The following is a 14,804-nucleotide window of genomic DNA, read 5'->3' on the forward strand; positions in this document are numbered from 1 at the left end:
CGCCGTGGATGGTGAGCCTGAGCGGCATTTTTTAGTAACCGGAGAGTCCGTTCCACATTATGAGGCCCATCCGATCAGCGCGGACAAGGACGGTGAGTGATGGACTACTGCGATATAGACGCCCCGTCTTGTTTTAAAGAAATCACCAGAACGGCGCGAAAACAACACAAATGCTGTGAATGCCGACATCCTATTATGCCCGGTGATAAATACGTTTATTATTCTGGCGTATGGGATGGTGAACCGGCTGATTTTAAACGATGTCTGATTTGCGACGAAGTGGCGAAGAAGTTCAGTGAAATTCATGATTGTGCAGTATGTTTTCGCGGGCTGCGCGCAGAGTTTAGCGACTATCAAGAACAAAGCGACACATACGCATCGTTAGCTGAAATCCTTGGTGTGTCCGTCGAGAAAATAAAACATGTTCTCGGGGAGAAATGGTTTGATGCCTAAATCCCCCGCCGAACGTAAATCCTAATCATCATAATTTCAGGATATCCCATATGCAAATCTCTATCGGAGATCGGTACGTCATCACGTCCGATAAATATCAGTTCATCCTCAACCAGAAAATGAGGTTCAAAGACGGCAAAAACGCCGGCGAGTCCTACCTGAAACAGATCGGTTTCTATCCGCGCATTAGCCAACTTGTTAATGCCTTAATAATGATTGATGCCCGTGAGGCTGATATAGAGTCCATGGCAGCGCTGGAGAAGCGTATAGCCCTATTCTGTGTGGAAATAGAGCTGGCATTCAATCAGGCGCCGAAAGAACCGGAGGTCGCATGAGCTACGCAGAATTAGCAGCAAAAGCTGCCGCTTTGGAGCGCGCCAATAAATTTTCAGAGGCACAGGATATTTGGCAGCAGGCATATAAATTGGCAGCAGGTGAAAATTTGGCATGGACATTGTGCCGGGCTGAATATTGTCAGATGGCAATAACTCGAGAGTGGAGTAGATAATGGCGAATTCATTTCGGCAAATGAAAAATAATGGAATTTTGAAACGCACTGATTCTGGCATGTTTATTCGTCTGGACGATATCCACGTTAAACCCGGTTTCAACAAACGCGATGATGATGAACGTACCCGACTGGCAGACGATGAACTGTTCCAATTTCTGATGGGCGGCGGAATTGTACCGGCATTGGAGGTACAGGCGCGGGATGACGGCGGCGTCTGGGTCGTGGAGGGCCATCGCCGGCGCCGTTGTTACGAACGCTGCCGAGAATCGGGTAAACCAGTTGAATGGATAGCCGTTACGCCGTTTGACGGCAACGACGTTGACCGCCTGGCCCGCATTATGACCAGTAACAATCAATTACCGTTAACACCGCTGGAACAGTCCGCCGTTGTCCGCGAGATGGCTGCATTCAACCTATCACCCGATGAGATAGCCAAAAAAATAAACAAATCACGGGCCACGGTTGACCGCCTGATGATCCTCTCTCGCTCCAATCATGACGTTCAGCAAATGGTGAAATCCGGCGAGGTGGCAGTTGACGTGGCCGTTGACCGGGTACGCAAGGAGGGTGAATCAGCGGGGGAATCGTTGGCCGTCGACGTTGAGAAAGCCAAAGCTCAGGGAAAGGCGAAAGTCACAAAGTCAATCGCTCAGCCGCAATTCAGCGCCAAATCATCCCGCCGGTTGTGCGAACTACTCTATGACGCGCCGTCGGAAATATTCTCAGAGTTGGACGGCCGCGACGAAATTCTGCAAATACTGACGGAATACCGGGAGGGAAAATGACAACAATAAAGCATCCAGCCATCCGCTATCATGGCGGTAAATTCCGTGTTGCGCCATGGATAATAAACCATTTCCCGTCACATACCTGTTACGTCGAGCCATTTGGCGGGGCGGCATCGGTGCTATTACGCAAGGAACGTAGTTATGCCGAGGTATACAACGATTTGGATAGTGATGTGGTAAACCTATTCACCGTTCTCCGAAATGCTGAGCAGCGGGCCGAATTGGTCGAGGCTTGCATTCTTACCCACTACTCCCGAGATGAGTTCATGGGAGCCTATGAAAAAGCCTATACCGCAGTAGAGCGCGCTAGGCGTTTGGTTGTTCGGGCAACAATGGGATTCGGATCAGCCGGCGCAACAAAGGGTACGACTGGATTTCGCCTCGATACTAAGCGCCCATGCGCTACCGCCCAGCATCTATGGTCGAGAATGCCGGATAATCTAGCGGCCGTTGGACAACGGTTTGACGGCGTTCTCGTTGAAAATCGTGACGCTATTTTGTGCATGCAAGACCATGATGACGAGCAGACGTTACATTACGTTGATCCACCATATATTCACGATACTCGCGTAATGACCAGCAAATATTACAGGCATGAAATGGATGACCAGCAGCATTTATGTCTGATAGATGCCGTCACACATCTGCGGGGCATGGTAATAATCAGCGGTTACGATACTGAAATGTATAACGACATGCTGATCGGATGGAAAAAGGAAAATAAACAATCCTCGGCAGCAGGAAAAAAAGGGTCTGTTATCAGAACTGAATGTCTATGGCTAAGTCCCAACTGCAAAGAACATCAGCAGGCGGCATGAAAAATTCATCCGGAGTAAAGGAGTATGTCGCCTGAAATAGAGAACGCCCTCCGTTCGGTGGCCCGACGATGCCGCGATGAAATCCTGAAGTCCATCAAAGGTAAACCAAAAACCGAATACGACTCAATTTTTACCACCCATCTCGATAAATACGCCGCACAAATCCAATGCCTTCCGCCGGGTACATATCCAGCAAAACAATGGCTCGCCTATTTTGTGCGCCTTATCGACAGGGAGCAACGAGGTGAAGTATGACCGATATCAATATCGGCGATGAGGTGTTTACTCTCATAGAAGCCGCGAAATTCCTCAAAAAAAGCCCGCGCACCGTCCGATCTCTCATTGCATCTAAACGTCTGCCAGCCGGGAAAAGTGGCCCCAATGGTGGTGGGGTACTGGAAATTTTGAGGTCGGACTGCATTGATTATGTCCGCCGGAAAACTCACAATCAGGCCGTGAATGCAGAGGACGGCCATACACAGAGGGAAAATGAGGTATGGCTCTCAAGCAACGTTACGGAAATTGGTACTGCGATTTCGTCGCGCCAAGTGGAAAAAGAATTAGGCGCTGCCTTGGCACGACAGACAAGAAACAGGCGCAGGAACTCTACGATAAGTTAAAGGCCGAGGCATGGAGGGTTGAGCGTCTGGGGGAGATAGCGGAACACACGTTTGATCAGGCGTGTTTACGTTGGCTAAATGAGAAGGACCTCAAGCGGTCCCTTGATGATGACCGCACTAAAATAGAGTTTTTTCTCGGACATTTCCAGGGACAGGCGTTATCGAGCATCACGGAAGATAAAATCGTCTCGGCCACATCACGAATGATTGACCGTCGCCATAGACGCATCTGGGAGACCCGCAGGGACGCCGCGATACGCAAGGGATTGCCCATACCTGATTATAAAGAAAAGCTGATATCGGCCTCCACTCGCAGCCAGTACCTATCATTCATTCGCAGCCTGCTACGGATAGCGGCCGATGAATGGAAATGGTTGCGGCAGGCTCCAATAATCAAGACAAGGAAACCAATCAGTAAACGGATCCGCTGGCTGACCGAGGAAGAGGCCGGCAGATTGATTGAATGCATGCCGGAGGGGTTTAAGCCAGTGGTTATATTTGCGCTGGCTACCGGATTGCGCCGCTCCAACATCATCGATCTGGAATGGCAACAAATAAACCTGCAAAGGAAAGTTGCCTGGATAAACCCTGAGAACGCCAAGGCAGGGAAGGCAATCGGCGTAGCACTGAACGATACGGCCTGTAAGGTGTTGCGAGACCAGATAGGCCGACACTCGCGTTATGTGTTCGTCCATACCAGCGCATGGCACCGGGCAGATGGAACAAAAACGCAAGAAGTAAGAAAAATGCGCGTCGATGATAATTCAGCATGGCGGACTGGCCTCCGCCGTGCTGGCATCACAGATTTTCGTTTCCATGATCTGAGACATACATGGGCGAGCTGGTTAGTACAAGCCGGGGTTCCATTATCAGCATTGCAAGAAATGGGCGGATGGGAAAGCATCGAAATGGTTCGTCGCTATGCCCATCTTTCGCCTAATCATCTCACAGAACACGCAAAGAAATTAGACGACATAATCGGGTTTCATGTCACTAATCTGGCACTTTGCGATTTTGAGGAGAAAAAGAGAGAAGCTTAACCTATTGATTTTAAATGGTACGCCCTACAGGATTCGAACCTGTGACCTACGGCTTAGAAGGCCGTTGCTCTATCCAACTGAGCTAAGGGCGCGAGGATGGGAGACGGTTAACGCGTTTGGATTATACGTAGCCGCCCGGTCCAGTCAATGGCTTTCGGGTCAAGTGCTCGGATGATAAGCAAATGGTTTGCATTCAGTGCCTGACAGCAGGCCGCGCTTCTGCCAAAATAGCCCATCTCAGCAAGCTGAATGGATGGATTGGCAATACCGATGGTCGCAAAACTCATTGATGGTAAAACCGTTGCCCAGCAAGTCAGAAATGAAGTCGCCGCCCAGGTCAAGGCGCGGCGGGCCGCGGGGAAACGCGCGCCTGGGCTGGCGGTGGTGTTGGTGGGGGATAATCCCGCCTCGGAAATCTATGTCGCCAACAAACGCAAGGCCTGTGAGGATGTCGGGTTCGTTTCGCGGTCGTATAATTTACCGTCCTCGATCACCGAGCCGGAACTCCTGGCGCTCATCGATCAGTTGAACGCCGACCAGACCATAGACGGTATCTTGATCCAACTCCCGCTGCCGCCAGGCATGGACAATATCAATGTACTCGAACGTATAGCGCCGCATAAGGATGTCGACGGCTTCCATCCCTATAACGTCGGCCGGTTATGCCAGCGCGCGCCGCTGCTGCGGCCCTGCACGCCCAAGGGCATTATTACTCTGCTGGAACGCTACCAGATCGATACCTACGGCGTTAATGCCGTGGTGGTGGGCGCCTCCAATATCGTCGGTCGGCCCATGAGCCTGGAACTGCTGTTGGCCGGCTGCACCGTCACCGTTACTCACCGCTTCACCCGCGATCTTAAGCGGCATATCGAAAACGCCGATATTCTGGTGGTGGCGGTCGGCAAGCCGGGCGTTATCGCCGGCGAGTGGATCAAGCCGGGCGCGGTGGTGTTGGATGTGGGCATCAACCGTCTGGACAACGGCAAGCTGGTCGGCGACGTGGATTTCGCCGTCGCTTCGCAGCGCGCATCCTACATCACCCCTGTGCCGGGCGGGGTCGGGCCGATGACGGTGGCTACCCTAATTCAGAACACCTTGCAGGCCTGCGAGGAATTTCACGATAGCGCATCCTGAAGGCATAGCATTATGGACACGTTTTCTTTGGCGGGGCATCCCCATATCGCATTGTGCGATTTACTGAAATTTTTAGGCTGGTGTCCAAGCGGCGCGGCGGCCAAAATCGTTATCGATGACGGGCAGGTCACGGTGGACGGCATGGTGGAAACTCGCAAACGCTGTAAAATCCAGGCATCACAGCAAGTGGCGTATCACGGGCAGGTAATAAAAGTCATCGCGTGAACGGCGGCGTGAACCGCCGAAAGCGGCGCCGTCAGCCACGGCGCCACACAGTCCCTTGCGGACCATCCTCCAGCACGATGCCCATTTCGGTAAGCTTGGCACGGGCTTCATCCGCCAATGCCCAGTTCTTAGTCTTGCGGGCATCGTTGCGTTGCTTGATCAACGCTTCGATCCGCGCGTTGTCATCACCACCGGCGCCGGCGCTGTTTTGCAGGAATTGCTCAGGATCCTGCCCCAGCAGTCCGAGCACCTCGCCCAATTGCCGCAGAGTGGCCGCCAGGCCGTTCGCTCCGGCGGGATCTTCCGCTTTAAGACGGTTCAGGTCCCGCGCCATATCAAACAGCACCGAATACGCTTCCGGCGTATTGAAATCGTCGTCCATCGCCGCGTTGAATCGGTCCACAAACGCCTCGCCGCCAGCCGGAACCACCGCCGGATCGGTCCCGCGCAAGGCGATATAGAGCCTCTCCAGCGCCGCTCGCGCCTGCTTGAGGTTTTCTTCGCTGTAATTCAGTTGACTGCGATAATGGCCGGACATCAGAAAATAACGTACTGTTTCGGCATCATAATAGTGCAACACATCACGCACAGTAAAAAAGTTGTTCAGGGACTTGGACATTTTTTCCCGATCAACCATTACCATACCGGAATGCATCCAGTAATTAACGTAAGGTCCGTCATGGGCGCAACCTGATTGGGCCAGCTCGTTTTCATGATGGGGAAACATCAGATCCGATCCGCCGCCATGGATATCGAAATGATTGCCAAGTTGCTTGCAATTCATGGCCGAGCATTCAATATGCCAGCCGGGACGGCCTGCGCCCCAAGGCGAGGGCCAGCTTGGCTCGCCGGCCTTGGACATTTTCCACAACACGAAATCCATGGGATTGCGTTTGGCATCCGCCACTTCAACCCGCGCGCCTGCCTGTAACTGTTCCAGGTCCTGGCGCGATAACGCGCCGTAGGACGGGTCGGTGGCTACCGCGAACATCACATCGCCGTTATCGGCAACATAGGCATGGTCTTTGCGCAGCAGTATTTCCACCAATTCAATGATATCGGCGATGTGGCGCGTTGCGCGGGGTTCATGATCGGGGCGCAAAATATTCAGCTGATCGAAGTCGCGATACATTTCGGCAATCATCCGATCGGTGAGATCGCCAATGGTCTCATTATTCAGGGCGGCGCGGTGAATTATCTTATCGTCAATATCAGTGATATTGCGCACATAATCAACCTGATAACCCTTAAAGCGGAGATAGCGGGTCACCACATCGAAGGCCACGAAAGTCCGGCCGTGGCCAATATGGCAGAGATCATAAACCGTGATGCCACACACGTACATGCCTATTTTACCGGCATGGATAGGTTTAAATTCCTCTTTCTGTCTGGTCAGCGTATTAAAAATCTTGAGCATCTAGATTCATTCCATGGTGGTAACGAAGTACGCGCGTTTCCGGTAAGTTTAGCCGGGTTGCCGGCGGACGGGATATTGAAACCCGAAGCCGACGGGAATGCAAGGGCGGCCCCTATCCAACGTCAGAGCGGCGGCGCCCAATTGCAAAACCGCCGCCGGGAGAAAAGGAAACAGGACAAAACGGCGTCACATGCTGACTCACGGCCGGACTTATGTTATAAGTTCGGTCTGTTTGCTCACGTTAGTGAACAACTTCCTTTCCGATTCGTAGGATAACTATTTATGGTCACTTTCCACACTAATCACGGCGACATTGTCATTAAAACCTTCGCCGATAAGGCTCCTCTCACCGTCGAGAACTTCCTCAATTACTGCCGCAGCGGTTTTTACGATAATACCATTTTCCATCGCGTCATTAATGGTTTTATGATTCAGGGCGGCGGTTTTCAACCCGGCATGACCCAAAAAGCAACCCAGGCGCCAATTAAGAACGAGGCCAATAACGGTCTGAAAAATAATCGCGGCACGCTGGCCATGGCCCGCACCAATGATCCGCACTCCGCCACGGCGCAATTTTTTATCAATGTCGTGGACAATGACTTCTTGAATTTCCGCTCCGAGCGGGCCGACGGTTGGGGCTATTGCGTCTTCGCCGAAGTCACTGACGGGCTGGAGGTGGTGGACAAAATCAAATCTGTGACCACCGGGCGCAGCGGCATGCATCAGGATGTGCCGAAAGAGGATGTCGTTATCACACGCGTGACCGTGGACGAATAATCATCGCAGCAATGACGACGCTGTTTATCGCAGATCTACACCTTAGCGACAAGGAACCGGCGATTACCGCCGGTTTTCTGCATTTTTTGCAAACCGAGGCCGTGCGTGCCGACGCGCTGTATATTTTGGGCGATCTGTTCGAAGCCTGGATCGGCGATGATGATCCCGCGCCGTTGCACGGTCGGGTCGCCGCGGCGTTGCGGACCCTGCACCAGCGCGGCGTGCCTTGCTATTTCATCCACGGCAACCGGGATTTTTTACTTGGCCGCCGCTACGCCGATGCCTGCGGCATGACGCTTTTGCCGCCGACGCAACGACTGGAACTGGACGGACGGCCGATATTGATCCTGCATGGCGATACCCTATGTACCGATGATCTGGCCTATCAACGTTACCGCCGGCGGGTCAGTCGGCGTTGGCTGCAACGGCTGTTTCTCGCCCTACCGCTGCGTTGCCGTCTCGGCATCGCCGAACGAATGCGCGCCGGCAGTCGCCAAGCCAACCGCGCCAAGCCGCTGGAGATTATGGACGTCAATCCGCGAGCGGTAAGAGAACTGGCGGAACGCCATCAGGTTGAGTGGATCATCCACGGCCATACTCATCGCCCGGCAGTCCATATCGAACCGATTGCGGCCGGTACAGTACGCCGCGCGGTATTGGGCGCCTGGCATCAGCGGGGCTCGATGATCCGCGTCGATGCCCATGGCGTTGAACTGGTGGAATTCCCTTTCGGCGGGTAAAACCGGCCCCATTTCCGCTTTTCCCTAACCACGCAACCGTTTTCCTCGACGGCGACACATGTTATGCTCTACGCCCTCTTCCGTCGGTATCCCGCTATGCCGGCGAGCTGTCAATAAAATCACAGGAGCATTACGCGCATGCCATCCACTCACGCCCCGGCCGGCGTCGCCATCGTTATGGGATCCCAAAGCGATTGGGCGACCATGCAGTATGCCGCGGAGATCCTTGACGCGTTGCATGTGGTCTACCATGTGGAAATCGTCTCGGCGCATCGAACTCCGGATAAGCTGTTTTCTTTCGCCGAACAGGCGGCGGCGACGGGCTATCAGGTGATCATCGCCGGCGCGGGCGGCGCGGCCCATTTGCCGGGCATGCTGGCCGCCAAAACGCTGGTGCCGGTACTTGGCGTGCCGGTGCAAAGCGCGGCGCTGAGCGGCGTTGATAGCCTGTATTCCATCGTCCAGATGCCGCGTGGCATCCCGGTGGGCACGCTGGCCATCGGCAAGGCCGGCGCGGCCAACGCCGGTTTGCTGGCCGCCCAGATACTGGCGTTGCATGACGACGAGTTGTCCCGGCGTCTGGCGTCCTGGCGGCAGGCGCAAACCGATGAGGTGCTGGCCCATCCGGACCCGCGGGAGGAGGCATGAAGCCGGTATGTATCCTGGGTAACGGGCAATTGGGACGCATGCTGCGCCAGGCCGGCGAACCGCTTGGCGTTTCCGTGTTCCCTGTGGGGACGGACGCCGAACCCGAGTCGGTGCCTTATTCGCGCAGCGTCATCACCGCCGAAATCGAGCGCTGGCCTGAAACGCCCCTGACGCTGGAACTGGCCCGCCATGACAACTTTGTCAATCGCGACGTGTTTCCGTTGCTGGCGGATCGGCTGACGCAAAAACAGCTGCTGGACCGGCTGGGTCTGGCCACCGCCCCGTGGGAGGCGCTCAGCGCGGCCGCGCAATGGCCGCAGATATTCAATTCCTTCGGCGTGCTGGCGGTCGTCAAACGACGCACAGGGGGCTATGACGGCCGTGGTCAGTGGCGGTTAACGCCCGGCGAAGAGGCCACGCTGCCCCAGGATTGTTATGGCGGTTGTATCGTCGAGCAGGGTATTGCCTTTTCCGGCGAGGTATCGTTGGTCGGCGCGCGATCCTCCGGCGGCGCCTGCGTGTTTTATCCCCTGACCCACAACGTGCATCAAGAGGGGATCCTTCGTGCCAGCGTCGCATTGCCGCAACCCGATAGCGCCCTACAACGCCGGGCGGAGGCAATGCTGGCGGCCATTATGCATGATTTGAACTATGTGGGCGTAATGGCCATGGAATGTTTCATTTTCAATGGTTGTCTGCTCATCAATGAGTTGGCGCCGCGGGTGCACAATAGCGGCCACTGGACCCAGAACGGCGCATCCATTAGCCAGTTCGAGCTGCATCTGCGGGCTATTCTGGGGCTGCCCATGCCGCAACCGGTGGTGGATAGCTCCTCGGCGATGGTGAATATCATCGGTACTGAGCTCAATACACATTGGCTGGCGCATCCGCTGATACATTTACATTGGTACGACAAAGAAGTTCGGCCTGGCCGAAAAGTCGGCCACCTCAACCTGACGCATCCTGACAGCCAAGTGATCGCCAACGCGCTGGCGCGGCTGGCGCCCGATTTGCCACCCGAATACCAGGAGAGCATCTTGTGGGCGCGCCGCATGTTAACGCCGGCTTCATAGCTGATCCGGCCGGGTGGCGTCTATGCCCGGCTAGGGCTGATACCGGCGATAGACACCGCGCCCCCTGAGCAGGGTGAGTCCGAGCGCGCTGCCGCACAGTGACAGGGATAACGCGCCGCACAACGGCAGCAGCCACCAGATTTGATAGTCGGGCCGCCAGGGAAAATTGAACACTCGCTGTTGTAAAATGCCCAGAGCCGCCTCCGTGCCCACGGCGGCCGCCAAACCGGACGCAAACCCCAGCAGGGCGAATTCATACCATAATGTGGCCCGCAGCAATTTTTTACCGGCGCCCAGCGTGCGGTATACCACCAGTTCCTGCTGCCGCTGTCGCATGCCCACCTGCACCTGCGCCGCCAGCAACAGTGCGCCGCACACCATTACCAACCCCACCATGACCTCCAGCGCACGGCCGACCTGCAGCAAAACCTGGCTTATCTGGCGCAAAATCGCGCCGACGTCCAACAAACTCAGCGTGGGGAACTGGCGATTAAGTTGCGACAAACGCTTCGCGTCGCCGTGATAGCGAAAACTGGTCAGCCAGGTCTGCGGCTGCCTATCAAGCGAACCGGGCGGGAAGATAAAGAAAAAGTTGGGTCGCAGGCTTTCCCAATCCGCCTGGCGCACGCTGCTGACTTTGGCGCTGAATGCCTGGGTATCGCCGGTAAAGGTCAAGGTATCGCCGATCCGCAAATGCAAATCCTCAGCCGCCCGCCGCTCAATGGATACTTCCCCGGGGCCGGGCGGCCATTGTCCGGCTATTAAGGGATTATCAGGCGCAAGCGCTTTCTTCCAGGTGAGATTCAATTCCCGATTGACCGTCCGTCCGCCGGGATCGTCCTCATGGATAACATCGGTGGCTTTACGGCCATTGATGCCGGTCAGACGAGCCCGGACGATAGGATAGAACGCACCGGGCGCGATGTGGTTTTGCCACAGGAAATCCCGAACCTCCGGCACTTGATCGGCGGTGATGTTCAGTAAAAAGTAATTGGGGCTATCCGGCGGCAGTTGTTGACGCCAGCGATCCAAAAGATCCCCCCTCATCGCCAGCAGCAGCGCCAACAACATAAATGACAAAGAGAACGCCGCCAACTGGCTTAAGGTGATCCAGGGTTGGCGCAACAAGCGGTTAATGGCCAATCGAAGAGTCAGGCCGCCGACCGCCAGACGCCGCAATAGCCATAACGCCCCCAGACCCGCCGCGGCCAGCGCCAGGGACAACGCCGCGCCGCCGCCCACCAGCGTCCAGAACACGCCGCCAACGCCCACCAGGGCGATAAGCAGAACCAGAACAATCACCAGCAGCGCCGGTATATAGTAGCGCAGCGGCCACACCGGGGCGACGGCGTCCCGGCGTAAAACCCGTATAGGGCGGGTGGCCAGTAATTGGCGGTAAGGACGCGCGCCCACCATCAGGGACACCGCCACGAGTCCGCCCAGGGCCCACAACCACGGCCAAATGCCCGCGCTCGGCAAAGCGGCCGGCAGCACCGGCGCCAACAGGCGGATCAAGGCGTATTCGAACGCCAGCCCAATCAGACTGCCAGCCAGACCGGCGAACGCCAATAGCGCCAGCCATTGCCCGATGACCAGCGTCATCAGGGTACGCCGTCCGGCGCCCAAGGTTTTCAATACGGCCACCAGTTCACTGCGGCTACGGCAGTAGTGGCCCATCGCCACCGCCATCGCCGCCACCGACAGCACCAGGGTCAACAGGGCGGAAAGCGCCAAAAACGATCGGGATCGCGTGATGGAAGCGTCCAGCGGGCCGTTGCCGGTGTCCCTGCCAGACCAGCGCTGCCCGGCGCCGAGCCTGGGCAGCAGATAATCCTCAAATGATGAAAGCTGTGGTTCCGTGCCGGCGAACATGTACCGCCAGGTCACACGACTTCCGGGTTGAACGACGCCGGTTTTTACCACGTCCGCCACGTTGATGATAATGGCGGGGGCGGTTTGGAACGGGTTGAATCCGCTGTCCGGCTCCCGCAAGACCTCTCCGTCGATACGCAGACTGGCGTCTCCCACATCCAATTCATCGCCCGCCTTGAGGCCAAGCAAGTCCAGCAAACGCGGCGCCACCAGCACGGAACCAGGCCGCGAGCGAAGGCGTTCCGGGCGGGTCGCTAAATGACCGTACAACGGATAGCGCCCGTCGACGGCTTTGACATCGGCCAATTGCACGTTATCACCGGCGAACACCATGGTCATAAAGGCGATTTGCCGGCTGACCGTCAATCCATCGGCGCGCGCCCGGCGCAGCCAATCTTCATCCACCGGCCGCGCGCTGCGCAATACCCGGTCCGCCGCCAGAAAATCACGGCTTTGACGATCAATGCCTTTTTGCATCCGATCGCTGATATTCCCCAGCGCCAACACGCAGGCCACTGACAAGGTGAGCGCCAGCCAGACTATCAATAGCGACGGAGAACGCCATTCCCGCCAAAACCAGCGCGCTATCATGCCACCTCCAGCAATAAACCGTCTTGCAACCGCAATCGTCGTTCGCAACGGGCGGCCAGTTGCAGATCGTGGGTGACCAGAATAAGCGTGGTATCGGCCTCGCGATTCAGGGTGAATAATAACTCGGCGATACGTTCGCCGGTATTGCGGTCCAGGTTGCCGGTGGGTTCGTCGGCGAACAAAATCTTCGGTCGACCGCTGAATGCCCGGGCCAGGGCCACCCGTTGCTGTTCGCCGCCAGACAATTGCGCCGGCAAATGAGCCAGCCGTTTCGCCAGGCCCAGTTGCTCCAGCAGACGCCGTGCCTGATCCCGGCTGCCCCGCTCGCTTTCACCCCGCAACAATGCCGGTAACTGCACGTTTTCCAGCGCGGTTAGGGTGGGCACCAACATGAAGGATTGAAAAACAAAGCCAACGCTCGCGGCCCGCAAGGCCGCTCTACCCTCTTCATCCATATCGGCCAGGTTTTGCCCCAGCAGCCGCACCTCGCCGGCGCTGCCGTCATCCAATCCCGCCAGGATGCCGAGCAGAGTGGATTTGCCCGAACCCGATTCCCCCACCAGAGCGATAGTTTGCGCCGGTTTGACAACCAGCTCGACACCGGTGAGGATGGTAAGCTGATGTTCCCCCTGACCGACGTGCTTAATAAGATGATGAACTTCAAGAACGTTTCCCGCTGGCATATTCCCATCCTTTTGCTATTGGGCCTTTTTAGTTTACGTGCTATCGCTGCGGATACCTTGCTGATTTTGGGCGATAGTCTTAGCGCCGGCTATCGCATGTCGGCCGATCAAGCCTGGCCCGCCTTGCTCGATGCGAAATGGCGGGGCAACCCCGGCGGCGTCCGGGTCGTTAATGGCAGCATCAGCGGCGATACCGCCGGCCAGGGGCTGGCGCGGCTACCGGCCCTGCTGAAATTGTACAAGCCGAAATGGGTTATGATTGAACTGGGCGGCAATGACGGTTTGCGCGGTTTTCCGCCATCGGCAATCCGCCAGAATTTATCCAAGGCCATCGAACTGACCGAAGCCGCGGGAGCCCGCCCTCTCTTGATGCAGATTCGTCTGCCTCCCAATTATGGGCGCCGCTATACCGAAGCATTCAGCGCCATTTACCCGAATCTGGCCCGGCGGTACAAGGCGCCGCTGCTGCCATTCTTTATGGAGCAGGTCTATCTCAAACCGCAATGGATGCAAGACGACAACATTCATCCCAGTCCCGCGGCGCAGTCGTTCATCGCCGATTGGATGTCGGCGCGGCTCACCCCGCTACTACAGCATGATTCGGCCGCCGCCGGGCAACGTAATGGGTAAAGTTATGCAAAAAACCGTATTGATTACCGGTTGTTCCAGCGGTATTGGTCTGACGGCGGCATCGGATTTGCGGCAACGGGGCTACCGGGTGATGGCGACCTGCCGAAAACCAGACGATGTTCGGCGGCTCGTAGAAGCCGGCTTCGAGACCCTGCTGCTGGATCTGGACGACCCTGACAGTGTCGATGCCGCCGCCGACCAAGTGATCGCCCTCACCGGCCATCGCCTCTATGCCCTGTTCAACAATGCCGGTTACGGTCTCTACGGCGCGTTATCATCCCTGACCCGGCAGCAATTGGAACACCAGTTCGCCAGCAATTTCTTCGGCGTTCATCAATTGACGCGGCGTCTGCTGCCGGCCATGTTACCCCATGGAGAAGGCCGGATTATCCAGACCAGCTCGATTATGGGGCGGGTGACCACGCCGGGCCGGGGCGCCTACGCCGCCAGCAAGTTCGCGTTGGAAGCCTGGTCGGAAACCCTGCGCATGGAGTTGCACGGTACCGGTCTCTATGTCAGTCTGATCGAACCCGGGCCCATCAGCACCGCTTTTACCGGCAATGTCCGGCAATCCATGGCGGACAAGCCGGTGACCAACCCCGGTATCGCTAAACGCTTTACCTTGCCGCCGCAGGCCGTACTGCCCAAGTTGCACCACGCACTGGAACATCCCCGGCCGCGAACGCGTTATCCGGTTACGCTGGTGGCGCAAAGTTTATCGCTGTTACGCCGTATTTTGCCGGATCGTTGCCTGGAAGGGATTTTACGCGGCGGGCATTGAGAT

At 56.5% G+C, this 14,804-nt stretch carries 18 protein-coding genes, 1 tRNA gene and 1 pseudogene; 16 read left to right on the plus strand and 4 right to left on the minus strand.

Annotation, left to right across the window (positions count from 1 at the left end; genetic code table 11):
* Positions 1–99 precede the first annotated feature (99 nt).
* The 8 genes and pseudogenes from FCN80_RS10275 (at position 100) to FCN80_RS10310 (ending at position 4,230) form a co-directional block, all read left to right on the plus strand.
* Positions 100–453, plus strand: a complete 354-nt coding sequence (locus FCN80_RS10275) for a hypothetical protein (RefSeq protein WP_136990072.1) — start codon at positions 100–102, stop codon at positions 451–453.
* Positions 454–503: 50 nt separating this feature from the next.
* A complete protein-coding gene (locus FCN80_RS10280; protein WP_136990073.1) occupies positions 504–788 on the plus strand; it encodes a DUF5405 family protein in 285 nt (94 codons plus the stop codon).
* On the plus strand, positions 785–961 hold the full coding sequence (locus FCN80_RS10285; protein ID WP_136990074.1) for an ANR family transcriptional regulator: 177 nt from the start codon (positions 785–787) through the stop codon (positions 959–961). Before FCN80_RS10280 ends, FCN80_RS10285 begins: the two co-directional genes overlap by 4 nt.
* Positions 961–1,749 carry a chromosome partitioning protein ParB gene (locus FCN80_RS10290; RefSeq protein WP_136990075.1) on the plus strand — a complete coding sequence of 263 codons (789 nt, stop codon included), beginning with the start codon at positions 961–963 and terminating at the stop codon, positions 1,747–1,749. The genes FCN80_RS10285 and FCN80_RS10290 overlap by 1 nt, the downstream gene beginning before the upstream one ends.
* A complete protein-coding gene (locus FCN80_RS10295) occupies positions 1,746–2,570 on the plus strand; it encodes a DNA adenine methylase (RefSeq protein ID WP_136990076.1) in 825 nt (274 codons plus the stop codon). Before FCN80_RS10290 ends, FCN80_RS10295 begins: the two co-directional genes overlap by 4 nt.
* Before the next feature lie 24 nt (positions 2,571–2,594).
* On the plus strand, positions 2,595–2,825 hold the full coding sequence (locus FCN80_RS10300) for a hypothetical protein (protein ID WP_136990077.1): 231 nt from the start codon (positions 2,595–2,597) through the stop codon (positions 2,823–2,825).
* Positions 2,822–2,935: pseudogene (locus FCN80_RS27420) on the plus strand (helix-turn-helix domain-containing protein); the annotation flags it as partial. The gene FCN80_RS10300 and the pseudogene FCN80_RS27420, both read left to right, overlap by 4 nt.
* A 131-nt stretch (positions 2,936–3,066) precedes the next feature.
* Positions 3,067–4,230 carry a tyrosine-type recombinase/integrase gene (locus FCN80_RS10310; protein ID WP_136990079.1) on the plus strand — a complete coding sequence of 388 codons (1,164 nt, stop codon included), beginning with the start codon at positions 3,067–3,069 and terminating at the stop codon, positions 4,228–4,230.
* Positions 4,231–4,245: 15 nt separating this feature from the next.
* Here the strand turns inward: FCN80_RS10310 and FCN80_RS10315 are convergent.
* Positions 4,246–4,322 (minus strand) — tRNA-Arg (locus FCN80_RS10315).
* A gap of 157 nt (positions 4,323–4,479) precedes the next feature.
* On the opposite strand from FCN80_RS10315, the gene folD reads away from it, so the two are divergent.
* Positions 4,480–5,364, plus strand: coding sequence for a bifunctional methylenetetrahydrofolate dehydrogenase/methenyltetrahydrofolate cyclohydrolase FolD (gene folD, locus FCN80_RS10320; RefSeq protein ID WP_230492602.1), 885 nt, complete (start codon positions 4,480–4,482; stop codon positions 5,362–5,364).
* Between the two features lie 12 nt (positions 5,365–5,376).
* A complete protein-coding gene (gene ybcJ, locus FCN80_RS10325; RefSeq protein WP_136990081.1) occupies positions 5,377–5,589 on the plus strand; it encodes a ribosome-associated protein YbcJ in 213 nt (70 codons plus the stop codon).
* Between the two features lie 31 nt (positions 5,590–5,620).
* On the opposite strand, the gene cysS is transcribed toward ybcJ, so the two are convergent.
* Positions 5,621–7,006, minus strand: a complete 1,386-nt coding sequence (gene cysS / locus FCN80_RS10330) for a cysteine--tRNA ligase (protein ID WP_136990082.1) — start codon at positions 7,004–7,006, stop codon at positions 5,621–5,623.
* A gap of 282 nt (positions 7,007–7,288) precedes the next feature.
* Between cysS and ppiB the strand changes: the two genes are divergently transcribed.
* The 4 genes from ppiB (at position 7,289) to purK (ending at position 10,244) form a co-directional block, all read left to right on the plus strand.
* Positions 7,289–7,783 (plus strand): peptidylprolyl isomerase B, encoded by a 495-nt coding sequence (ppiB, locus tag FCN80_RS10335; protein WP_136990083.1) that lies wholly within the window; start codon positions 7,289–7,291, stop codon positions 7,781–7,783.
* Positions 7,784–7,794: 11 nt separating this feature from the next.
* Complete coding sequence (locus FCN80_RS10340) at positions 7,795–8,523, plus strand: UDP-2,3-diacylglucosamine diphosphatase (RefSeq protein WP_136990084.1); 729 nt, start codon at positions 7,795–7,797, stop codon at positions 8,521–8,523.
* A gap of 138 nt (positions 8,524–8,661) precedes the next feature.
* Positions 8,662–9,171: a 5-(carboxyamino)imidazole ribonucleotide mutase gene (purE, locus tag FCN80_RS10345; RefSeq protein ID WP_136990085.1), complete on the plus strand. Its 510-nt coding sequence runs from the start codon at positions 8,662–8,664 to the stop codon at positions 9,169–9,171.
* Entirely contained in the window at positions 9,168–10,244 is a 1,077-nt protein-coding gene (gene purK, locus FCN80_RS10350) for a 5-(carboxyamino)imidazole ribonucleotide synthase (protein ID WP_136990086.1), read from the plus strand. Before purE ends, purK begins: the two co-directional genes overlap by 4 nt.
* A 30-nt stretch (positions 10,245–10,274) precedes the next feature.
* Here the strand turns inward: purK and ybbP are convergent, their stop codons facing one another.
* Positions 10,275–12,707 (minus strand): putative ABC transporter permease subunit YbbP, encoded by a 2,433-nt coding sequence (gene ybbP, locus FCN80_RS10355; protein WP_136990087.1) that lies wholly within the window; start codon positions 12,705–12,707, stop codon positions 10,275–10,277.
* Positions 12,704–13,390, minus strand: coding sequence for a putative ABC transporter ATP-binding protein YbbA (gene ybbA, locus FCN80_RS10360; RefSeq protein ID WP_136990088.1), 687 nt, complete (start codon positions 13,388–13,390; stop codon positions 12,704–12,706). The genes ybbP and ybbA overlap by 4 nt, the downstream gene beginning before the upstream one ends.
* Here ybbA and tesA point away from each other — a divergent pair.
* Together tesA and FCN80_RS10370 are read left to right on the plus strand one after the other, a co-directional pair.
* Positions 13,358–14,020 (plus strand): multifunctional acyl-CoA thioesterase I/protease I/lysophospholipase L1, encoded by a 663-nt coding sequence (gene tesA / locus FCN80_RS10365; RefSeq protein WP_170975363.1) that lies wholly within the window; start codon positions 13,358–13,360, stop codon positions 14,018–14,020. The two genes, ybbA and tesA, sit on opposite strands and share 33 nt — an antisense overlap.
* Positions 14,021–14,024: 4 nt before the next feature.
* Positions 14,025–14,801 carry an SDR family oxidoreductase gene (locus FCN80_RS10370; protein ID WP_136990090.1) on the plus strand — a complete coding sequence of 259 codons (777 nt, stop codon included), beginning with the start codon at positions 14,025–14,027 and terminating at the stop codon, positions 14,799–14,801.
* The last annotated feature ends 3 nt before the right edge of the window (positions 14,802–14,804 follow it).

Source organism: Martelella alba, assembly GCF_005217455.1.
GTDB lineage: Bacteria > Pseudomonadota > Gammaproteobacteria > Enterobacterales > Enterobacteriaceae > Acerihabitans.